The sequence below is a fragment of the Cupriavidus pinatubonensis genome (genome assembly GCF_019602855.1).
In the GTDB taxonomy this organism is placed as follows: Bacteria; Pseudomonadota; Gammaproteobacteria; order Burkholderiales; family Burkholderiaceae; genus Cupriavidus; species Cupriavidus pinatubonensis.
In genome coordinates, this window is the sequence record NZ_CP080766.1 from 2,563,528 (window position 1) to 2,584,998 (window position 21,471).

The 21,471-nt window shown below is 66.2% G+C and carries 21 protein-coding genes; 5 read left to right on the forward strand and 16 right to left on the reverse strand.

The features are described 5' to 3' along the window. Positions 1–16: 16 nt before the first annotated feature. Positions 17–247, forward strand: coding sequence for a hypothetical protein (locus K2O51_RS11605; RefSeq protein WP_041680219.1), 231 nt, complete (start codon positions 17–19; stop codon positions 245–247). On the opposite strand, the gene K2O51_RS11610 is transcribed toward K2O51_RS11605, so the two are convergent. From K2O51_RS11610 to tolA, 14 genes are all read right to left on the reverse strand, one after another. Further along, positions 244–573 carry a cytochrome C oxidase subunit IV family protein gene (locus K2O51_RS11610; protein ID WP_140950249.1) on the reverse strand — a complete coding sequence of 110 codons (330 nt, stop codon included), beginning with the start codon at positions 571–573 and terminating at the stop codon, positions 244–246. The two genes, K2O51_RS11605 and K2O51_RS11610, sit on opposite strands and share 4 nt — an antisense overlap. Beyond that, the gene (locus tag K2O51_RS11615; protein WP_220630263.1) at positions 570–1,199 is read right to left on the reverse strand and encodes a cytochrome c oxidase subunit 3 family protein; all 630 of its coding nucleotides are present in this window, start codon (positions 1,197–1,199) and stop codon (positions 570–572) included. Before K2O51_RS11615 ends, K2O51_RS11610 begins: the two co-directional genes overlap by 4 nt. Further along, positions 1,196–2,833: a cytochrome c oxidase subunit I gene (gene ctaD / locus K2O51_RS11620; protein WP_140950251.1), complete on the reverse strand. Its 1,638-nt coding sequence runs from the start codon at positions 2,831–2,833 to the stop codon at positions 1,196–1,198. Before ctaD ends, K2O51_RS11615 begins: the two co-directional genes overlap by 4 nt. Next, positions 2,814–3,764 (reverse strand): cytochrome c oxidase subunit II, encoded by a 951-nt coding sequence (gene coxB, locus K2O51_RS11625; protein ID WP_220630264.1) that lies wholly within the window; start codon positions 3,762–3,764, stop codon positions 2,814–2,816. The genes ctaD and coxB overlap by 20 nt, the downstream gene beginning before the upstream one ends. Further along, positions 3,761–4,543, reverse strand: coding sequence for an SCO family protein (locus K2O51_RS11630; RefSeq protein ID WP_011300551.1), 783 nt, complete (start codon positions 4,541–4,543; stop codon positions 3,761–3,763). Before K2O51_RS11630 ends, coxB begins: the two co-directional genes overlap by 4 nt. Further along, positions 4,540–4,881: a hypothetical protein gene (locus K2O51_RS11635; protein ID WP_011300550.1), complete on the reverse strand. Its 342-nt coding sequence runs from the start codon at positions 4,879–4,881 to the stop codon at positions 4,540–4,542. The genes K2O51_RS11630 and K2O51_RS11635 overlap by 4 nt, the downstream gene beginning before the upstream one ends. Continuing rightward, positions 4,878–5,792: a hypothetical protein gene (locus K2O51_RS11640; protein WP_011300549.1), complete on the reverse strand. Its 915-nt coding sequence runs from the start codon at positions 5,790–5,792 to the stop codon at positions 4,878–4,880. Before K2O51_RS11640 ends, K2O51_RS11635 begins: the two co-directional genes overlap by 4 nt. After that, the gene (locus K2O51_RS11645) at positions 5,789–6,391 is read right to left on the reverse strand and encodes a c-type cytochrome (protein ID WP_041680218.1); all 603 of its coding nucleotides are present in this window, start codon (positions 6,389–6,391) and stop codon (positions 5,789–5,791) included. Before K2O51_RS11645 ends, K2O51_RS11640 begins: the two co-directional genes overlap by 4 nt. Continuing rightward, entirely contained in the window at positions 6,388–6,909 is a 522-nt protein-coding gene (locus tag K2O51_RS11650; RefSeq protein ID WP_041680217.1) for a DUF3341 domain-containing protein, read from the reverse strand. Before K2O51_RS11650 ends, K2O51_RS11645 begins: the two co-directional genes overlap by 4 nt. Further along, positions 6,906–8,306 (reverse strand): NrfD/PsrC family molybdoenzyme membrane anchor subunit, encoded by a 1,401-nt coding sequence (gene nrfD / locus K2O51_RS11655; RefSeq protein WP_011300546.1) that lies wholly within the window; start codon positions 8,304–8,306, stop codon positions 6,906–6,908. The genes K2O51_RS11650 and nrfD overlap by 4 nt, the downstream gene beginning before the upstream one ends. Then, positions 8,303–11,140, reverse strand: a complete 2,838-nt coding sequence (locus tag K2O51_RS11660) for a 4Fe-4S dicluster domain-containing protein (RefSeq protein WP_166487085.1) — start codon at positions 11,138–11,140, stop codon at positions 8,303–8,305. The genes nrfD and K2O51_RS11660 overlap by 4 nt, the downstream gene beginning before the upstream one ends. An 11-nt stretch (positions 11,141–11,151) precedes the next feature. Next, positions 11,152–11,802: a cytochrome c3 family protein gene (locus K2O51_RS11665; protein ID WP_011300544.1), complete on the reverse strand. Its 651-nt coding sequence runs from the start codon at positions 11,800–11,802 to the stop codon at positions 11,152–11,154. 230 nt (positions 11,803–12,032) lie between these two features. Then, complete coding sequence (locus K2O51_RS11670) at positions 12,033–12,317, reverse strand: hypothetical protein (protein WP_140950254.1); 285 nt, start codon at positions 12,315–12,317, stop codon at positions 12,033–12,035. A 138-nt stretch (positions 12,318–12,455) separates the two neighbouring features. Next, positions 12,456–13,217: a cell envelope integrity protein TolA gene (tolA, locus tag K2O51_RS11675; RefSeq protein WP_220630265.1), complete on the reverse strand. Its 762-nt coding sequence runs from the start codon at positions 13,215–13,217 to the stop codon at positions 12,456–12,458. A gap of 299 nt (positions 13,218–13,516) precedes the next feature. Here tolA and ligD point away from each other — a divergent pair, with 299 nt between their 5' ends. The 3 genes from ligD to K2O51_RS11690 are packed head-to-tail and all read left to right on the forward strand — an operon-like array spanning position 13,517 to position 17,758. Next, a complete protein-coding gene (ligD, locus tag K2O51_RS11680; protein WP_011300541.1) occupies positions 13,517–15,994 on the forward strand; it encodes a DNA ligase D in 2,478 nt (825 codons plus the stop codon). 40 nt (positions 15,995–16,034) lie between these two features. After that, the gene (gene ku, locus K2O51_RS11685) at positions 16,035–16,940 is read left to right on the forward strand and encodes a non-homologous end joining protein Ku (protein WP_011300540.1); all 906 of its coding nucleotides are present in this window, start codon (positions 16,035–16,037) and stop codon (positions 16,938–16,940) included. A 2-nt stretch (positions 16,941–16,942) separates the two neighbouring features. Continuing rightward, on the forward strand, positions 16,943–17,758 hold the full coding sequence (locus K2O51_RS11690) for a tetratricopeptide repeat protein (protein WP_011300539.1): 816 nt from the start codon (positions 16,943–16,945) through the stop codon (positions 17,756–17,758). Between the two features lie 518 nt (positions 17,759–18,276). On the opposite strand, the gene K2O51_RS11695 is transcribed toward K2O51_RS11690, so the two are convergent. Further along, positions 18,277–19,386: a CaiB/BaiF CoA transferase family protein gene (locus K2O51_RS11695; RefSeq protein WP_140950258.1), complete on the reverse strand. Its 1,110-nt coding sequence runs from the start codon at positions 19,384–19,386 to the stop codon at positions 18,277–18,279. 7 nt (positions 19,387–19,393) lie between these two features. Then, the gene (locus K2O51_RS11700; protein ID WP_011300536.1) at positions 19,394–20,395 is read right to left on the reverse strand and encodes a tripartite tricarboxylate transporter substrate binding protein; all 1,002 of its coding nucleotides are present in this window, start codon (positions 20,393–20,395) and stop codon (positions 19,394–19,396) included. A gap of 101 nt (positions 20,396–20,496) precedes the next feature. Between K2O51_RS11700 and K2O51_RS11705 the strand changes: the two genes are divergently transcribed. Next, positions 20,497–21,465, forward strand: coding sequence for a LysR family transcriptional regulator (locus K2O51_RS11705; RefSeq protein ID WP_011300535.1), 969 nt, complete (start codon positions 20,497–20,499; stop codon positions 21,463–21,465). The last annotated feature ends 6 nt before the right edge of the window (positions 21,466–21,471 follow it).

Genomic DNA, 21,471 nt, shown 5'->3' on the forward strand with positions numbered 1-21,471 from the left:
ATCAAGGAGAACGAACATGCTCAGCGATACCGAATTCCGACAACGCCTCAGGCAAGCCCTGGCGCAGGTTCCGGTGGACAAGCGCCGTGCCTGGAACGAAGAGGAACTCATCACCTGGTGGAACACGATGGCCATCCAGGACGAAGCACTCGTCTCGTGGCAGCCTCCCGGCGACGAACTGCCCACGGCAATGCTTTGGAGCCTCTGCAACGACCTCGTCGGGCCACACGCGGCGGCGCAGCCTTAGCGGCCGGCGGAGGCTTCGCGCGGGGGCACCTGCCAGGCCGCGGGCACCTTGATGCGGCTCGCGTAGTCGCCGTGCGCCAGCACGAACAGGATGGCGAGGATGGCCACCGGTACGGCGCTGGCCAAACGGAGCAGCGCGTGAGCACGGCCCAGGTGCATGAAGAAGACAGCAACCAGCAGGGCCTTGAGCACGGCGATGGCCAGGTTGATGACCATGTTCCACGTGCCGAGGTGGAGGAAGGACGTGCCGATGGTGATAGCGAGCAGCACCACCAGGCATGCCCACACGCCGAGCTGGCGGGGCGTGTCGGAAGCATGCGGCTTCATGGGCCACTCCTTCCCGGCAGGTAGAGCAGCGCGAACAGGAACAGCCAGATCATGTCGACAAAGTGCCAGTACAGGCCAACGATCTCCAGACGCCCCGGATCGACCGCCAGCGGCCGGCGCTGGCGCATCGCCAGTGCGAACACCACGACCAGGCCGATGCCGATGCACAGGTGGATGGCGTGCAGGCCCGTCATCGCGAAGTAGAGCAGGCGGAACATCTGCCCGGTCGGTCCGCCGGCGCCCGAAGCATTGCCCGGGACGAAGCCGGAAGCAATGTCCTTGGCATACTCCCAGCCCTTGATGAGCAGGAAGACCAGCCCCAGTGCCGACGTGGCCCACAGGCACCGCACTGCGGCGCGGCGGCGGTCTTCGTGTGCGGCCGAAACGGCCATCGCCATGCCGAGGCTGCTGGTCATCAGCACCAGTGTATTCAGGCTGCCGAGCAGCAGGTCGGTCTGCCGCGCCGCCAGCGGCAGCGCGACGGGGTCTGTCGCGCGGACGAAGTAGTACCCCATGAAGAGCGGGCCGAAGAACATCAGCTCGGTGCCCAGGAAGACCCACATGCCGAGCCGCGAGGCCACAGCTTGCTGTCCGGTACTGTCGAACTGGAACGGCGGCGCGCTCATTGCGGCGTCTCCTTGCCCGAAACGGGGTCGTAGCAGTAAGGGTCGGCACCGACCTTGGGCACTTGCGCAAAGTTGCGGGTCGGCGGCGGCGATGTGGTCTGCCATTCAAGGCCTGTGGCATGCCATGGGTTGGCTGGCGCGCGTTCTGCGCGGAACAGCGAGTGGATCAGGTAGACCAGCGGCATCAGGTAGCCGATCGCGAGGATCGAACCGCCCGCGGAAGACAGGATATTGAGCACCTGGAATTCGGGCGGGTAGGCGTGGTAGCGGCGCGGCATCCCTTCGAAACCGAGCAGGAACTGCGGAAAGAAGGTCAGGTTGAAGCCGAGGAAGATCACCACGGCCGCGATGCGCGCCCAGTTCTCCGGGTAGCGGCGGCCCGTCATTTTCGGCCACCAGAAATGCAGGCCGCCAAGATAGGCCATGACCGCGCCGCCCACCATGATGTAGTGGAAATGCGCGATTACGAAGTAGGTATCGGTCAGGTGGACGTCGAGCGCCAGCGCCGCCAGGATCAGCCCCGTAAGGCCGCCTATCGTGAACAGCCCGACAAAGCCGAGCGCGTACAGCATCGGCGCGGACAGGCGGATGCTGCCCTTGTACAGCGTCGCGGTCCAGTTGAAGACCTTGATGGCCGACGGCACCGCCACCAGAAAGCTCAGCAGCGAGAACGTCACGCTCGCGCGGTAGGACTGGCCGCTCACGAACATGTGGTGGCCCCATACCAGGAAGCCGAGGCTGGCGATGCCGACGATCGCCCACACCATGGCGCGGTAGCCGAACACGGGGCGCCGCGCAAAACACGGGATGATCTCGCTGGCCACGCCCATCGCGGGCAGGATCATGATGTACACGGCGGGATGCGAGTAGAACCAGAACAGGTGCTGGAACAGCAGCGGGTCGCCGCCTAGCGCGGGGTCGAAGATGCCGATATGCGCGAGCCGCTCGAGCGCCACGAGGCAGAGCGTCATGGCCAGCACCGGCGTGGCCAGCACCAGGATCAGGCTCGTGCCGTAGGCCGCCCACACGAACAGCGGCAGGCGCAGCCACGTCATGCCCGGCGCCCGCAGCGTATGCACCGTAACGATGATGTTCAGGCCGGTCAGGATCGAGGAAAAGCCAGTAACGAATACGCCGGCCAGCGTCATCACCACATGGCTGTTCGAGAACATGGTCGAGTATGGCGTGTAGAACGTCCAGCCGGTATCGACGCCGCCGGCGATCATCGCGCCAAGCGTCAGCAGGCCGCCCGCCACGTACAGGTACCAGCTCGCGAGGTTCAGCCGCGGGAACGCCATGTCGCGCGCGCCGATCATGAGCGGCACCAGGAAGTTGCCCAGCACCGACGGAATCGACGGGATCAGGAACAGCCAGACCATGATCACGCCATGCGCGGTGAACAGACGGTTGTAGGTATCGGCCGCCATCAGCGAGCCTTGCGGCGTGACGAGATCGAGCCGGATCAGCGTGGCCGCCGCGCCGCCGATAAAGAAGAACAGCGTGATCGCGCCCATGTACAGCCACGCAATGCGCTTGTGGTCCGTCGAGCCCAGCCATGAGGCGAGCGAGAAGCCGTCGCTCAGGTAATCGGGCTGCGCCACGGTGCTGGCGCGTTCAGCGGCTTGTGCTCGCATCGGCGGCTCCCATGCTGCGCAGGTATTCGATGATGGCGAGAATGTCCTGCTCGTCGATCTGGCCCTGGTAGGTCGGCATGATGGGCGCATAGCCCGCGACGATGTCCTTGTGCGGCGTCAGGATCGCGTCGCGTACGTAGGCCGCGTCGGCGGTCACCGTGCGTCCATCCTGCAGGGTGACCGTGCGGCCCATGAGCCCGTCCAGCCTCGGTGCCTGCACCGTTGCGCCGGCGTCGTGGCAGGCGGCACAGCCATAATGCCGGAACAGTGCGCTGCCGCGCGCCGCCGTGGTTTCAGGGCCCACGTCCGCGTCCAGCCATCGCGCAAACTCCGCGGGCGGCATCACCACGATGCGCCCCTGCATGGCGGCGTGGTCGGTGCCGCAGTACTCCGCGCAGAACAGCCGATACACGCCGGCATGCGTCGCGGTGAAGCGCAGCGTGGTGTAGCGGCCCGGCACCACGTCCTGCTTGATCCGGAACGCGGGCACGTAGAAGCTGTGGATCACGTCCTGCGAGGTCATCGTCAGTTGCACGGCCTGCCCCAGCGGGACATGGAGTTCGTTGATTTCACGCTTGCCGTTGGCGTGCTCGAGCTTCCACATCCACTGGCGTGCCACCACGGTGACGGGCAGCGCGCCCGCGGTCTCTTGCGCGAGCAGCGTGTAGTCATGCGCGGCCCAGGCGAAGATGCCCAGGAAGACCAGCAGCGGGATGGTGGTCCAGGCAATTTCCAGCGGCTTGTTCGCGAGCGGCGGATGGCTGCGGTCCGCCGGCCGGTGTTCGTGGTAGCGGATCACCGAGCCTGCTATCGCCACCAGCACCGCGAGCGCGACCACACAGAGCAGCGCGGTGAGCGACAGCATCAGGGTGTCGTAGCGCCCGGCTGCCAGCGACGCACTCTCGGGAAACAGATGGAAGCTGCTGTTCATGATGAGCGCCGCCGCTGCCGGTGTTGCCACAGCCACCAGCCGGCCAGCGCGGCGAACGCGCCAAGGAACAAGGCCCGGATGCCGTCGAGGATCGTCACGGTGTAGCGTCCGGTCAGCGGATCGAAGTGGACGCAGCGCATCAGCAACTGCTGCGCCGGAGAGCCGACCTTCCCGGCCGAGGCGCGCTCGATGGCGGTGCGCAGGGCCGATGCATCGAAACGCACGCCGTTGAAGGCCTGGGCGATGCGGCCGTCGGGGGTCAGCACGGCAAAGCCCGCGGCATGGGCGATCTCGCTTGCGCCGGGTGGGCGGGAAACGCGCATGCCGATGGCCTGCATCAACGTGCCGACGGCTGCGGTATCGCCGGTCAGCATATGCAGGTTCCCGCCGGAAGCGGCCACCAGCGCGCCATAGCTTTGCTTCTTCGCAGCGGCCACGGCGACTGTCTCGCCGCTGTCGATGCTGAAGGCGACCACGCGCCACGCGCCGCGTGGCAGATGTGCCTGGGCCAGCGATTCCAGCACGCCATCCATGACCGTGCTGCACAGGTTGGGGCAATGGTAGTAGCCGGGGACGAGAATCACCGGCCGATGCGCCGACAGTTCGCGCAGCCGAACCGGCGTACCGTCGTCGTCGCGGAAGACCAGATCGAGCGGCACCTGCTTGCCCAGAGTCGGCGCGAATGCCATATCGGGCGGATCGGGGAGCGCGAGCGGGCTGGCCTGCGCGTACAGCGTGAGGCAGGTGGCCGTGAGGACGCAGATCCATCGCAGGTTCATCGTGCGGGCTCCGGCGGTGTTTCGGCCATCAATGCCATGGCCCGCTCCACCGGGATATGGGCGACACCGGCGCGCTTGTCGACCCAGCCCCAGCCTTTGAGCACGGCCTGCTTGTCAGCGTCGAAACGCGCGCGTTCGGTTTGCGGGGCGCTCTCCGACAGCGGCAACGTGGCCTCCGGCGTGGTTGGCGTGGGCACGCCGAGCCGACCTGAGGGATTCAGGTGGCGTCCGTATAGCCGGCCGAGGGCGGCTGCCAGCATGATCGCGACGAGCAGGACCGCAGCGCCGGCGATCACCGCGCGCGGGCTGACATGGCGGGCCTGGCGCACGCGGGTCATGTCTGGCCTCCCGCTCCCGTGGAGGGCAGCACCAGCCAGCATGCGTCCAGCAAATGCATGACGAGCAGTGTTGCCGCCACCGTGGCCAGTCTGGCCGGCGATCGCTTCAGGCGCCGCGACAGCAGTGCAAGCATGGGCAGAACGAAATGCCCAAGCGCCAGCGCCCACGCCAGCAAGGGCCAGATGCCATGGCGGCGCACCAGATACCAGCCGGTTTCGTGCGGAAGATCTTCCGCCCAGATGATCAGGTATTGCATGAATGCCAGGTAAGTCCAGGTGATGACCGCCGTCAGTAGCAGATTGCCCAGGTCCTGCAGTACCTGGGGCCGCGCGCCGCGCCGCGCTGCTACCCACGTGCCGAGCGCCAGGCCCGCGCAGGCCTGCCCGGTGGCCAGCAGCAGGCCGAACACGCTCGAGTACCAGAGCGGCATCAGCGACATGATCCAGTCGACAGCCGCGATGCTGACGGTGATGCCGTAGACGATCAGCGCCGCCGCGGCGAACCGCGCGGAGCGCGTCCAGCGCGCGGAGCGGCTCATCGCGGCCAGCACGATCCAGACGACGAGCACCACGACGCCGCGCAGCACAAAGGCCAGCGGTGTCAGCCACATCGACTTGAACGCGGCATTCGCGGGCGCGATCTCGTGCGGCCAGCGCCGGATGCCCAGCGCTGCGTCGGTTGCCCATGGATACAGCACGGTGGTGCCGGCCAGAACCGGCACAAACAGCAGCGCCAGCAGCCATGTATGGCGTGACAGGTCCAGCAGCGGCGCGCGCAGCGGTTCGCCCCAGGCGCCCCCGCTGAGGTTGTGGATCCACACCATGACCAGTCCGCCCAACACGATGCCGATGCAGCACCACCACGCGCAGAGGTACAGCGCCAGCGCCGTCGTGCCGGGGTGTGCGCTCATGGCGTCGCTCCTTCATCGAGATGCTGCAGGTCGTTCGCCGTCAGCCGCGCCGCGGGCGCGTGCTGGCTCAGCTGCAGCGCGCGGATATACGCGACCACGGCCCAGCGGTCTGACGGGGTCAGTTGCGCGGCATAGGGGGCCATGGGGCCACTGCCACGGGTGATCGCGTCGTACAGCTGCGCGTCGGGCGCACGGCGCAACGCGTAGGTGTGGAACGAGAGCGGGTGCGGAAAGCCGCGCCGGACCACCATGCCATCCCCATCGCCGGTCGGGCTATGGCAGGGCGCACAGTGGATTTCATAGCGCGAGCGCCCGCGCTGCAACTGTTGCAGTGTGAGCGGCGGCCGGTCGCCGGTGCCAGACCAGGCCTGGCTTCGGCCGCTCGACATCGCGGCAAAGGGCCCGCCGGGCACCGGCACCGAGTTGTCGGGCAGCGGGCGCGCCGATGTACCGTCGGCAAAGCGGTCGCTGCGCGCGTACGGTTTGTACTTTGGCTGGTCATACATGTCCTGCCGCGCGCGTTCGCATGCGTTGAGCGCGATCAGCATGCAGGGCAGGGCGAGGTAGCGCAGCAGGTTCAGCACGCGTGGGGAGATCATTGCGGCACCTCGCTCACGCGCAGCGGCGCGGTCGTGGCAAGCATGCGGAACGCCGCCGTCGCCTGCGCGGCTTCGGGCCGGATGCAGAGGAAGAAGCGGTGCCGGGACGCCTGTTCGAAATCGGGCGCGTCGAACAACGGGTGCCGCAGCCGCGGCAGCCGGTTCGCCACCAGCATGCCGATCACCGTGGTCAGCGCCGCGCCCAGGATCGTCAGCGAGAACGTCACCGGTACGAACATCTGCCAGCTGCCGGCAGGCCGGCCGCCGATATTGAGCGGGTAGTCGATCACGGCCGCATACCACTGCAGCAGGAATCCTCCAAGTCCGCCGGTCAGCCCGCCCAGCAGCGCGAGCAGCGGCATGCGGTCCGCCGTCATGCCGATGGCCTCGGCCAGCCCCTCGACCGGATACGGCGTGAAGGCCTCCAGGTGCGTGAAGCCCGCCGCGCGGGCGCGCCGGGCGGCATCGAGCAACGCAGTGCCCGTGCGGTATTCGGCAAGCACGCCATATTGGCTCATGGCGCCTCCTTCGTGCTGGTGAGCACGAGCTCGCGCATTTCGGCGATCGAGATCACCGGCAGGCAGCGAATGAAGACCAGGAACAGCCACGCAAACATCGCAATGGAGCCCGCGAGCATGATCCAGTCCCAGCGCGTCGGATAGAACATGCCCCACGACGACGGCAGGAAGTCGCGGTGCAGGCTCGATACGACGATCAGGAACCGCTCCATCCACATGCCCGTGTTGATGACGAGGCTCAGCACGAACAGCACGGCGGGGCTGTGCCGCACGCGGCGCCACCACAGGCACTGCGGCGCGAGCACATTGCAGGTCATCATCGCCCAGTAGACGCCCGCGTACGGCCCGGTCCAGCGGTTCTGGAACAGGAACATCTCGTAGCGGTCGCCGCTGTAGAAGGCCGTAAAGATCTCGCTCGCATAGCCATAGGCGACGATCAGACTCACTGTCAGCATGATCTTTGCCGCATTGGCCAGGTGGCGCGTGGTGATGAAGTCCTCCAGCCCGTACACGCGCCGCAGCGGGATGGCGATGGTCAGCACCATGGCGAAGCCCGAGAACAGCGCGCCGGCGACGAAGTACGGCGGAAAGATCGTCGAGTGGTAGCCAGGGGTGTTCCCGATCGCGAAGTCGAGCGACACGATCGAATGCACGGCGATCACCAGCGGCGTCGCCAGTCCGGCCAGCAGCAAATAGGCGCTTTCGTAGCGGGCCCAGTGGCGCGCATCGCCCCGCCAGCCGACTGCCAGTAGCGCGTAGGCCTGCGCGGTGCGGCGCCGTCCGCGCAGGCAGGCGCGGTCGCGCAGCGTGGCCAGGTCCGGGATCAGCCCGACGTACCAGAACAGCAGCGACACGATCAGGTAGGTGCCGATCGCGAACAGGTCCCACACCAGCGGACTGCGCCATTGCGGCCATACGTTCATGACGTCGGGGTAGGGCACGAGCCAGTAGAAGAACCACGGCCGGCCAAGGTGCAGGATCGGGAACAGGCCGGCAATCGCGGCGGCAAACAGCGTCATGGCCTCGGCGAAGCGGTTGACCGACGTGCGCCACTGCTGCCTGAGAAGCAGCAGGAACGCCGAGATGAACGTCCCCGCGTGGCCGATACCGATCCACCAGACGAAGTTGCCGATCGCAAAGCCCCACGCCACCGGAATGTCGACGCCCCAGATGCCGACGCCGCGCGCGAACAACCACGCTGTGGCGCCCATGAACACCAGCATCCCCGCGAAGGTCAGCAGAAAGGCGCTGAGCCAGGGCAGGCGTACCGGCCGTTCCAGCACCAGGCCGGCGATCTTGTCGGACACGCTCGCATAGCCCCACCCGGGCCGCAGTACCCCGATGTCTTTCGAAACGGGGGGCGTATCGTATCGATCGGTGCGATCTGCCATGGTCATGCGAGCGCATCGTCGGGATTGGTCACCAGCGCCGCATAGCTCGTACGCGGCCGGGTGTTCAGTTCGGCAAGCAGGTCATAGTTGCGCGGCCCGCGCTTGAGCCGGCTGACCTGGCTGTCGGGATCGTCGAGGTTGCCGAACGCAATCGCTTGCGTCGGACAGGCGGCCTGGCACGCCGTCACGACATCGCCATCGCGAACCGGCTGGCCGAGCTTTTCCGACTCGATCCGCGCGCGCGTGATGCGCTGCAGGCAATACGTGCATTTTTCCATCACGCCGCGGCGGCGTACGGTGACGTCCGGGTTGAACGCAGGCGGCGGGCGGTCATTGCCCTGGTTGCTGTACTGCAGGAAGTTGAAGCGCCGCACCTTGTACGGGCAGTTGTTCGAGCAGAACCGCGTGCCGACGCAGCGGTTGTACACCTGTACGTTGAGGCCGGCGCTGTCATGCACCGTAGCGCCGACCGGGCATACCAGCTCGCAGGGCGCGTCCTCGCAGTGCATGCAGGGCACGGGCTGGAAGACAATGCGCGACGCGCGGCCGTCGGTATCGCGCGCGTCGTCGTAGCGGTCGACGCGTATCCAGTGCATGACCCGGCCGCGCGAGACCTCTTCCTTGCCGACGACAGGGATGTTGTTCTCGGCCTGGCAGGCGACGGTGCAGGCGTTGCAGCCAATGCACGCGTTGAGATCCACGTTCATGCCCCAGCGTTCGGCAGGGTAGGGCCAGCGCGGATAGAGCGAAGGCCTGTCGGCAGCGGGCTGCGCGAAACGCGGGTTGCGCCGATACTCGCTCACGGTGGCGAGCGGTGCCACCTCGCGCCCTGCCATCGATGTCTGCGTCTGGACCACCGCGAACGCATGGCGGCGCCCCGTGGCTTCGACGGTGATCTCGTGCGGGCCATCGACCGTACGCAATGCGTAGGCGTCGAAGCCCACGCCGTTGCCGACGCGCCCCGCATGGCGGCGGCCGTAGCCGAGCGGCAGCGACACGACGCCCTCGGCATGGCGGGGCAGCACCCACACGGGCGCCTCGATCGGGTTGCCCTGCCGGTCCGTGCGCCGGATCACGACAATATCGCCGGTAGACAGACGTCGCGCGCGCGCCGTCAGCGGCCCGATCAGCGCGGCATTGTCCCAGGTGTGCCGCGTCAGCGCGCGCGGCAGTTCCTGCAGCCACGCATTGTTGGCCAGTTCTCCGGCATCGGTGGCGGGGTCGGGCATGAACCGGGCAACCAATGGGGGCGCCGCGAATGACGGTGGCGTGATGGGCTGGCGCATGTCGGTCGTGGCTGGCGGCGCGGCGGTATCCGCAATCACGCCGGTTCGCAAGGCCTGTTCCCAGAAGGCATCGAAGTCGTCGCGCTGGCGGGCACGCCAGTGCGCGCGCACGAGGTCATAGCCTGACTGGTGTTCATCGACAGCGGCGGACAGAAGCTCATGCGCCGAACGGCCACCGTTGAGCGGTGCGATCACCGGTTGCACGATGGATGCCGTGCCGTCCCACGCACGCGCGTCGCTCCATCGCTCCAGGTCATGGGCCATGGGCGCATGCCAGGTCGTCAGGCGCGCCGTTTCGTCGCGATACACGCCCATATGCGATGACCATGGTACATGCCGGAGCGCGGCATCGAAGCCGAGACCGCACGGCGCGTCGTAGGCGGGATTCACATCGATCATGAGCAGCGCCGAGACTGCGCCGGCCCGCATGGCCTCGGTCAGTGCGCCAATCGAATGCGCTTCGCCCAGCGGACGCCTGGGGGTGCCCGCGACCGGGCGCACCGATTTGCCGAGATTGCCCAGCCGGGCATTGAGCCGCCAGACCAGTGCTCTTGTCGGACCGGACAGGGCACCGCCAGCGATCAACAGCGAACTGCCTGGCGGTGCCTCGCGCAGTCGCCGGGCGAGCACGGCGATCCAGTGTCTTGCGGTGTCGGACGCAGGCTCGGGCGTGTCGACGGGAACGTCAGGCACGCCGAGCTTGCGCGCGAGCGACCACGCGAGGCGTTCGATCTCGTGAGGTGGCAGCGCGAGCCGGTTGTCGGAGATCTCGCCTGTCAGCGTCGGCGACGATTCGATCGCGTAGAGCCGGCACGCCAGCATTGGCGCCACGCCGCGGCGGTCCGCCATGAAGTCGTGCGCGTGGCGCACGGCAGCCGGACCATGACCGACCAGATCGGCATCGAGCGTCACGATCGTCGTGGCCGGCTTAGGGTCGATCAACAGGTCCACGTCGTCGCCGAACGCCATGCGCGGCGAGGGATCCTCGTCGTAGAGCGGGTCGTGCACGTGCCACACGGCCTTCGGATAGCGATCGAGCCATTGCGCAATCTGGGCGGACAGCGTCGGCGAGCCTACGTTGCCGGTCAGCAGCCGCAGGCCTTCGCCGTCACGGTCGCGCCACTGGACCCGCTGCGTGGCCAGCGCCGCGTCGAACGCTGCCCAGCCCGACAGCGCACCGCCGCGATACGGCGCCTGGCTGCGGTCGGGGTCCCAGAGCTGAAGTACGGCGGCCTGATCGAACGGATGCGTCGCACCGAGGCTGGCGGGGTGACGCGGGTTGCCCTCGATCTTGGTCGGGCGGCCCATATTGGTTTCGACGAGAACACCCATCCCGTAGCCGTGGCGCGTCAGTGCCGTGGCGTAGAACAGCGGCCGGCCTGGGACGATGCCTTCTGGCATCTGCACGTAGGGGACGATCATCTCGGCTGGCGGCCCGCTGCATGCGGCGCCCGCGAGCGCTGCCGAAGCCGCCATGGTCGTACGCAGGAAATGGCGGCGGGCAGGGCTGCGGGGCGCATCCGATGGCTCATCGACCGGCACGAGGGGGATCACGCGCGCCCTTGTCATCGATGACAAGTCGAACAATCGGTGAGCCGCCGCGTGTCCTGCAGGTGATACATCTTCTGCAGCAGCGCGATTTCGTCGGCGGAAATCGGTGTGGGATCGCGCATCGTGACGATATCCGTCGGCGCATGCAGATGCCTGGCTGGGTCACGGTGGCAGGCCAGGCACCATTGCATGTCGAGCGGCGCCACGCGGCGCATCAGCGGCATCTGGTCCACGCGCCCGTGGCATTCCTGGCAGGCAACTCCCTTGGCGACATGGATGCTGTGATCGAAGTAGACAAAGTCAGGCAGGTCGTGCACGCGCGTCCAGACCAGCGGGCGATTGTCCCGCAGGCTTTCGTGAAGCGGCGCGAGCATCGGGGCGTCACGAAACAGCACGCTGTGACAGGTCAGGCATACGCTGGTGCTCGGCATGCCCGCGAACGCCGACGTTTCCACGGACGCATGACAGTACCGGCAATCGATGCCGTCATCGGAAACGTGATGCTTGTGGCTGAACGGTATGGGCTGCTCGACAGGTTCCTGCATCTCGATCGCGGGCGCCATGGACCACCGGGCCATCCCGAGGGCCCCGGCGACAAGCACGGCCGCACCAATGCCCAGCAGCTTGAGGACAAGCAATTCCGAGCGCGTGAATGCTTGCGCCATGGCGTTCTTTATTGGGGCAAAACGCTTGTGTGCTGCAATCCGGATGCCAAGCTGGCGTGCAATGAGCGCTCCGCTGACGGAACGATGGACGTAATGCTTGCGCTGAAGGTTGCGTATGTAAGCTTTACATCCGGGTCCCGATTTTCTCGGGTGTCGAACAGCGGAGGCAGAGGCGTAGCAGGCGAATCACATGGGGTCGGCGATGGACCCGATGGCCCCGGCTGCGAACTTCAGGATGCCTGCCGGCCGACCGCTATCACGCTCGGCAGGCCTGCGATCCCTTCGATGCGCGGCAGCTCGCCGGTGGCAATGCGCTGCCTCACCGCCGTCATAAGCTCTGTCGTGTCCCAGTTGCCCTGGATGATTTCTCCATAGGCTTCGCCCGTGACTGAAAAACGCCCGCCGCAACGCGCGCATCGGTAAATACGGCCTTCGAGCACGTGATCGTGCCGATCGGACCAGCGTCGGGCGAGTTCGCCACACAGTAAGCAAGGAACAACAGCAATAGCGCTCACGATAAACCTGCCTGAGTGGTCCTGAAGGGACTCAGCATGACAGAAACTCGGAGCAAGGCCGTTGTACGGAAAGGATCGATTCCGGACCACTCGCGTTGCCGATCGCGCACGAACAACGGCAGCGGCGATTGCCGATGATCAGCCACCCTGGTCCTTTGGCCAGAAGGTGATCCGGATTTCCGACGGTGCGACGCCGTTTTCGTCCCGTGGCAGCGGATCGGAGCGCGACACCGCGCGCAAGACCGCATTGTCCCAGTCGGCGTTTCCGCTTGATTTGGCAAGCCGCGTCGACAGCACAGATCCGTCCGGTGCCATCTGGACGGCTACCACGGCGGCTGGATTGCCGTTGACTTCCTCGTTGAAAATAATATTCGGCTTGACCCGCCGCCGGACGCGCTCGGCATAGCCGGACGAAGGCTTGCCGGAGGTACCGGTGCCTGCATTCGCGTTGGCGCCGCCGGCCTGCGCACGCAAGCGGGCCAATTGGCTCTGGTGTTCGGCATTGCTCGCCTGGCGCTGCGCTTCCATTGCCTCACGCTGTGCCTCGCGTTGTGCCGCCTTGCGCTCGGCCTCCGCGCGCGCCTGCTTTTCGCGTTGCGCTCTGGCTTCGTCGCGCGCTGCGCGCTCGGCCTTGCGCCGCTGCTCCTGCAGCGAGATATCGGCGGGCTCTTCTTCAGCCGGCTTCACGCTCGGCGTCGGCGCGACCGCGGGCTCGTTCGGAACGGCCTCCGCGATGGGTTCCCACAGTTCGGCAGAAACCCCTTCCGGTGCCGCGCTGCGCCAACGTACGCCATAGTAGAGCAGCGCGCCGAGCAGCATATGCATGAACAGCGCCGCCAGGAAACAAATCAGGGTGCGCTGTTCTCGCACGGGATGATACGGATATGCGCTGGCCTGCATGGTCACCTGCCTCGCCGCTGCCCCGGCCAGCATTGCATGCACGCTCTGGCCGATGGCAACACGTTCCTCCAGCCGATCAGAACATCGGGCTTCAGGGCAATCGCCGGGGAAGCCAAAAACTTGATGGCTGCGCTCCTACACAGAACCATATTACAAAGTGCGCTGAAAAACAGGAGCGGAGCCGGGCCATGGCTCTGATGCGACACCTCCCAAGCGGCGAGCGGGAACCGGGTCCACGTGTTGGGGATGGCCCGATCCTTCATCTACGAGACAAGCAAGCGTGCGCCTATGCTGTTTTCATGGCACGAACTTCCCTTGACCGATACCGCGAAAAACGTGATTTCCGCGTCACGGCCGAACCGGGCCCGCGCACCCGTGCCCCCCGCGCCCCGGGGCCGCTGCGCTTTGTCGTGCAGAAACACTGGGCGCGACGCCTGCATTACGACTTCCGGCTCGAGCTCGATGGCGTGTTGCTCAGCTGGGCCGTTCCCAAGGGACCCAGCTTCGATCCGGCCGAGAAGCGCATCGCCATCCACGTGGAAGACCATCCCGTCGATTACGCGGCGTTCGAAGGCACCATCCCGCCGAAGCAGTATGGGGCGGGGTCCGTCATTGTGTGGGACAACGGCACGTGGGAGCCGGTGGGCGACGCGCAGGCCGGCATGGCGAAAGGCAAGCTCGAATTCGCTTTGCACGGGCAGAAGCTCGCCGGCCGCTGGGAACTGGTGCGTATCTCGAAGCCGGGCGATGCCGATGACCAGTGGATGTTGTTCAAGAAGCGGGACCGGTGGGCGCGGCCGCATGCGGAGTTCGACGTCATTACGGCGTTGCCGGACAGCGTCGTCGCGCATCCACTCGGGCAGGTCGAGGAACGCGAGAGCAGCAGTGCATCGCCGTCTGGTACCCCGGACTTGTCGGCCGCGGTACGGGCACCGCCGCCGCCGCGCCTGGCTCCGCAACTGGCGACACCGACCGCAAAACTGCCCAGTGGTAGCGGCTGGATCATCGAGACCAAGTTCGACGGATATCGGCTCCTGTCCCGGATCGTCGATGCCAGGGTGCACCTGATCACGCGCAACGGCCACGACTGGACGCGCAAGCTCGGCGGTCTCGCCAAGGAAGTCGAGAAGCTGGATATCTCGGAAGGATGGCTCGACGGTGAGATCGTGGTGCTGCGCGACGGCCTGCCCGACTTCAATGCGCTGCAGAACGCCATCGACAGCCATCGCACCGAATCGATTGTCTACTTCCTTTTCGACATTCCGTACTGGGAAGGACGCGACCTGCGCCGCGTGCCATTGCGGGAACGTCGGGCGCATCTGGCGCGCCTAGTCGATGCCCGCTCCGAACGCGTGCGCTTCAGCGAAAGTTTCGAGGCGCCGGCGGATCAGGTCTTTCAGGCCGCGTCCCAGTTGGGGCTGGAGGGCGTGATGCTGAAACGGGCGGACTCCGCCTACAGCTCTTCGCGCAATGCCGACTGGCTCAAGGCCAAATGCCGGCTGCGCCAGGAGTTCGTGATCTGTGGCTATGGAGACAGGGAAGGTGCGCCCGGCGAAGTCGGCCGCCTGATGCTCGGCGTCTATGAGGACGGGCAACTGCGCGATGCCGGCAACGTCGGCACGGGATGGGACAGCAAGACCGCCGCCGCGTTGCGGACGCAGCTCGCAAAGCTGAAGACCGATACGGCGCCGTTTGCCGCTGCCTCGAAGGGCCGCAGCAGGTGGGGATCGAACAGGAACAGTACGCCGCATTGGGTCAAGCCGTCGCTGGTGGCGGAGGTCGAGTTCGCCGAGTGGACGCCGGCGGGCCAGGTACGCCAGGCATCGTTCAAGGCGCTGCGCAGCGAAACGCCGGCGCGGGATGTCCGCAGGGAAGCGGTGCAGGTCGAGCCGGGTTCCACGCGCGCCGCCGTGAAAGTGACGCACCCTGAGCGAGTCATTGATGCCACCACCGGCATCACCAAGCTCGACCTCGTGCGCTACTATGAGAGCGTGGCAGACTGGCTGCTGCCGCATCTCATGGCGCGGCCCGTGGCGCTGCTGCGCGCGCCCGATGGCATCGGCGGCGAGCTCTTCTTTCAGAAGCACGCTGAAACCACGAAGCTGCCGGGGCTGACCGAGCAGCCTGCGTCCCTGTGGCCAGGGCATAGCCGCCTGCTGACGATCGACTCGGCCGAAGCGCTCGCCGGCGCCGCGCAACTGAATGTGGTCGAACTCCACACATGGAACTCCACGGCGGCCGATCTCGCCCACCCGGATCGCGTCATCTTCGATCTGGACCCTGGGGAGGGCGTGTCCTGGCAGCATGTACAGGAGGCAGCGATCCTGGTGCACACGCTACTGGGGGAGCTGGGGCTTGCAGCGTGGCTCAAGACCAGCGGCGGAAAAGGGCTGCACGTCGTCGTGCCATTGGTGCCGGAACTCGACTATGACGCGGTAAAGTCCTTTTCCCGCGCCGCCGTGCTGCACCTGGCCAAGACCCTGCCTCAGCGCTTCGTGGCCAGGTCCGGCGCAGGCAATCGCAAGGGTAGGGTGTTTGTCGACTACTTGCGCAACGGCACCGGGCAGACCACCGCCGCAGCATTCTCGGCGCGTGCGCGACCCGGCATGGGTGTGTCGATGCCACTATCATGGGAGCAACTGCCGCAGCTCAAAAGCGCCGACCAGTGGACGGTCCGGAACGCCAGGGAATACCTGAGCTTCCGGACGAATGATCCATGGAGTGACTACTGGTCGACGACGCAAAGCCTTCAAGATGCCATGGAGGCACTCGGCTGACGGTGTTCGTGATTGTCCTTCGTGACGTGGAGATTGCATTATGGCTGCGCGATCACTTGCTTCGCTTTCCCTCTCTTTCGGCCTGGTCTCGATTCCGGTGAAGCTTTACACTGCGACGGATTCCGGAAGCACGGTGCGCTTCAACCTGCTCAGCAAGGACGGCTCGCGGCTGAAGCAGCAATACGTCTCGGAGCAAACGCGGGAAGTGGTGCCACGCGAAGAGATGGTGAAGGGCTACGAATTCGAGAAGGACCAGTTCGTGATCTTCAGTCCCGACGAGCTCAAGGCGCTCGAAGAGGGCGCGAGCCATATGGTCGAAATCGTCTCGTTCGTGCCGGAGAAGGGTGTCGATCCCATCTACTACGACAAGACCTACTACATTGCCCCGGACAAGCGCGGTGGCAAGCCATACAGCCTGCTGCGTGCCGCCATGGCAAAGACGGGCCGGTGCGCGATTGCCAAATGGGCGTCCAAGGGCAAGTCGCATATGGTTCAGATCCGGCCCATCGAGGGCGGGCTCGTGTTCCAGCAGCTGCTTTTCGCGGACGAAGTCCGGTCCATTGACGAACTGCATGTCGAGGACGTCGCCGTGTCTGATGCCGAAATGAAGCTCGCCGTCCAACTGATCGAGCAGGCGTCGGAGGATCACTACGATGCCAGCCAGTATCGCGACGAAGAGAAGGAGCGCGTCCTGGCGGCGATTGATGCGAAGATCGCCGGCAAGGAAATCATCTCTCAGGAACCGGTGGAGATTTCACCGTCCGGCCAGGTGATCGATCTTGTGGAAGCGCTGAAGAAGAGCCTATCCACTGGCAAGCGGTCGGCCGCAGCGAGCAAGACAGCCACGGCCAAGGCGCCTGCCGCGGAGTCACCCGCGCCGCGCAAGAGCGCCAAGCGAACCACTGCCACTGTGGCAGCCATTCCGAAGCGCGCGAAGAAGGCCTGAGCATGCAGGCGTTCAGCTTGCGCGACGTCCAGACGCTGGCTGGCATTTCGCGTTCCATGGTCCAGGCGATGGTGGCAGCGGGCATCGTCACGCCGGCCCGTGGGCCGGGGAGCCAGTATCGCTTTTCCTTCCAGGACCTGCTGTTGTTTCGCACGGCGCAATCGCTGCGTGCCGCCAATGTCCCGCCGCGGCGTGTCGTTCGATCGCTCAAGAGGCTGGATGCGCTTGCCACGGGCAGGCCTTTGACCGGCATCCGTATCACGGCGCTGGGCGGATCCGTGGCCGTGAAGGACGCGCACGGTCCATGGCAAGCGGAGACCGGACAGCGGATCATGGACTTCGATACGCCTGACCGCTCCGCGCCCGTGCTTCCATTGAGTCCGCTACCGGCTACTGCCGTCGGCCTGAGCGGCCATGAGTTGTTCGAGATTGCGCAGGAGTTCGAACGAGAAGATCCCGAAGAGGCCGAGCTAGCCTACCGCAGGGCCATTGCCGCTGATCCTGGCCTGCTGGACGCCTATGTGAACCTGGGGTGCCTGTTGTGTGACCGGGCGCGCTACGCGGATGCCGTCGATCTGTATCGCGCTGCGCTGGAACAAGGCCTCGACGGGCCCTTGATTCGATTCAATCTTGCCGTTGCGCTGGAAGACAGCGGATACGCTGAAGCGGCACTTGCCGAATACCACGCCTGTATCGCACTGGCGCCTGATCTGGCCGACGCGCACTACAACGCCGCGCGGCTGCATGAAGCCATGGGCGACCATCAGCGCGCGATCCGGCATTTTCACCAGTACAGGCGGCTTGAACCGGTCCGGTGATCGGTGGCGACGTCCGTCTCCTGCGAACCTGGGCCCGGACATTCCCATCCGTTATGGCGTAATGCCTCTGAGCGTCTTGTAAGGGGCGATTCCTGCTTTTCATACTCCTTCCTGCGGCCGCCGTCGTGGCGCGCGGCGCGGCATCAGGGCGCGAGGAAAACTTCACCACGCTCACCCCCTTTGCCGGATTGATGTAGATTTTCTGCCCGAATCGCCCGCCGGCCTCGACGGACCCGTCGCCGTCGTTGACCTGGTACCAGTAGTCGCCGTAAGCGTAGCCGGGCTTGCCCGCCGCGAGCCGGCCTCTGGAGAAGCCCGCCTGATTGGCGGCCTGCCGCAAGGCAAGGCGGACTGCTTCAGTGGAAATCCCCGCGCTGGCAGGCACACCCGTATCGCCTGGCCGGACGCTGGAATCGTCAACGGCGCTCATTGCGGCAATCCGGGCGATCTACGCGGCCATACCGCGCTGAGGCGGTCCGGACGACCGCCTCGGCCCTGCCACGTTGCGAAAGGCGCGTTCAGCGATGCGTCCGCACCCCGAAGCCAAGCCCCGGAGAGATCACCGAAGCGTCTTCGTCCTTCAGCATGACGGTCGATACGCGTCCATGCCGCTGCGCTTCCGTGGCGAACTCGCCGAGCTTGCGCACTTTGGCGGCTGGCACGCCGCGCGGGCCGAGATGGTGTTCGAGGTCTTCCGCCCCAAGCGTCCTGACGCGGTCGGCGATCACGGCCTTGAGCCGCGCGGGATCGACGGAGCGTACGAACGATACCGGCGTGTCCGGGTCCAGTGGCTCGGCAAAGTAAGCCGGATCGGACGCGAGGTGCGACAGGTCGAGCACTTCCAATAGCCGCATCAACTGGCGCGGCGTATTGGCGCCGAGCGCGATCCAGCCATCCTCGGTGGCAAAGAAGTCGGCAGTCGGGCTGCCGGAATAGCCCTGGTTGCCGACGCGCGGCGGCGTCGTGCCGCTGGTCAACGCCTCGCACGCGAACGAGTACATCAGCTGCAGCGCGGCACCTGTCATGGACACATCGAGCTGCACGGCGCAGCCAAGCCGGTCCCGCTCGCGCAGCCCGGCCAGGATCGCCAGCGCGGCCTGCATGCCCGTCGCGGCATCGACGACCGGAAAGCCGGTCTTGATCGGCGGGTCGTCTTCGGTGCCTGCCATGAAGGCCATGCCAGTGGCGGCCTGGATCACGTGGTCGTACGCCGGCCGGCCGGTGACGTCGCCGCTGTGCTGGCCATAGCCCGAGATCGTGCAGTACACGACTTTCGGGTTGACCGCGCGGATCGCCTCGAAGCCAAGCCCGAAGCGCTCGAGCACGCCGGGGCGCAGGTTGTCGACGACGACGTCGCAGGTTGCCGCCATCTCCAGCGCGCGGGCCAGGTCTGCCGCGTTGCCAAGGTCTACCGCATGGCTTTGCTTGCCGGCGTTCAGCGCGACGAAGCCCTGCCGGCCTTTCTCGGTGCGACGCATCACGTCGCCACCGTTTGCGTTTTCCATCTTCAATACCGTGGCGCCGAGTTGCGCGAGGTAGAACGTGGCCAGCGGCCCTGCGATGACGTGCGAGAAGTCGAGCACGCGGATCCCGCTCAGCGGGGCGAAGGAGAGTTCTGACGAATTCATGTCGGCCTCACTGCAACGCAATATGACTCTGTTTGACGATGCGACGATATTTGTCCGTCTCGTCGGTGATGAAGCGGTCGAACGCTTCGGGGCTTGGCGTGGGGTCGATGATCGTGCCGGCCTTCTGGTAGAAGTCGCGCACGCCGGGGTCGTTGAGCGCCTTCAGGAATGCCGCATGCAGCCGCGCGACGACCGGCTTCGGCACGCCCGCGGGTGCCCAGATGCCAATCCATGCGTCGAGCGCGAGATCCTGTCGGCCAAGCGCCTCGTTCAGCGTCGGCACCTGCGGCAAGCCCGCGAGCCGGTGCGCGGACGTTACCGCCAGCGCCCGCACCGCGTGGTTCTGCAACTGCGGAATGGCGGTCGACGCCACCGGAAAGCCGACTGTCGCGTCGCCCCGGATCAATGACGGCACGATTTCGACGGAACCCTTGTATGGCACATGGACCAGATCGACGCCTGCCGCATTGGCAAATGCCGCACCCGCCAGATGTGCCGCGCTGCCGATGCCGCCCGACGCGTAGTTCAGCGAGCCGGGCGACTTGCGCGCGGCCTGAACGACATCAGCCACCGTGCGATAAGGCGCGTCGTTCTTCACGAGCATCACCTGCGGGCTGAACCCCGACCGGATGATGTGGGTGAAGCTCGTGACCGGATCGAACTTGACGGATGGCTGAAGCAGCTTTTGCGTGATGTGCGTGGAAGCCCCGAGGATCAGCGTGTAGCCGTCGGCCGGCTGCTGCGCGACCACCTCCGCCGCCAGAATGCCGCCGGCACCGACCTTGTTCTCGACCACCAGGGGCTGCCCGAGTTCGCGCGCTGCAACCTCCGCCAGCTTGCGCGCCTGGATATCGGGTCCGCCGCCGGCTGCGTAGGGAACGATCAGCCGGATCGGCCGGGTAGGAAAAGGGCTGTCGGTGGCCTGAGCGGCCGTGGCGGCCGTCCAGGAGGCGCCGGCAACGGCCGCCGCCAGGCCCAGCCTGGCCAGAAGTCTTCCTGTCGTGCGCACCGTGTTGTCTCCTTGTCATGGTCTGGAAGATGGTGTCGATTGTGGGAGTGCTGGCATTTCCTGTAAATTATTAGTTGTTAATCAGGTCATCACAATTTGTTATGAGTGCCAATACGCCGGCGATGCGCCAGGCACGGCTTGCCGGTCGCCTCGACCGCCTTCGCATCCGCCACTTGCGTTTTCTGGGGCTGATCGAATCCCATGGCTCGCTGTCGGGCGCGGCCGCAGAGCTTGGGCTGAGCCAGCCTGCCGCCACCAAGATGCTCCAGGAGATCGAAGCGGTCTTCGGCGCCGAACTGGTCGCGCGCACGACACGCGGCGCGGCGCTGACGCCGGCGGGGCAACTGGCGCTCGGGCGCTTGCGGATCGCCCTCAATGCGATGTCTGCCGCGATGGAGGCCATCGATGCCGCGCCGCCGGTACCCGTGGTGCGTCTCGGCATCCTGCCGCTGGCCGGCGTCGTCGCTTTGCCCATGCTGCTTGCGAAGATGACCTCGCGGCCCGACTGCCCACACCTTGTGGTGCACGAATCCACGGTTGCCGGCCTGCTCGGCATGCTCGACCGCGGCGAACTCGACTGTGTGATCGGCCGTGTCGGCAGCAGCCTCGAAGCCAGCGCAACGCGCGAGATGCGCGTGACGCCGCTCTGGGAAGAGCGGCTGGCCATTGCCTGCGCGCTGGCCCATCCGGTCGCAAAGAAGCGGTCGCTGGGGCTTTCCGACCTGTGCGAATACGACTGGGTGATCACGCCGCGCGGCGCCCATACGCGTACGCTGTTTGAAGCACCGTTCCTCAACGCTGGCATCGTGCCACCTCAGCCCACGGTCGAGTCCTTTTCGTTCCACACCAATCTCTGCATCGTCGCGCGAAGCGGCATGCTGACGATCGCGCCGGAAAGCGCCGTGCGGCACTACGCGCAGCTGGGCATGGTGCGGCAGGTTCGGGACGGCGCCTGGTTCGCGGCCGGACGGACGGTGTTCATTACGCGCGATGAGGCGGCGGGGGCGCCTGGGGTGGCGGCGGTCAGTGAGGGGTTGGCCGAGTTGATGGAGGAGGCCGATTGGGATTGAGGTGGG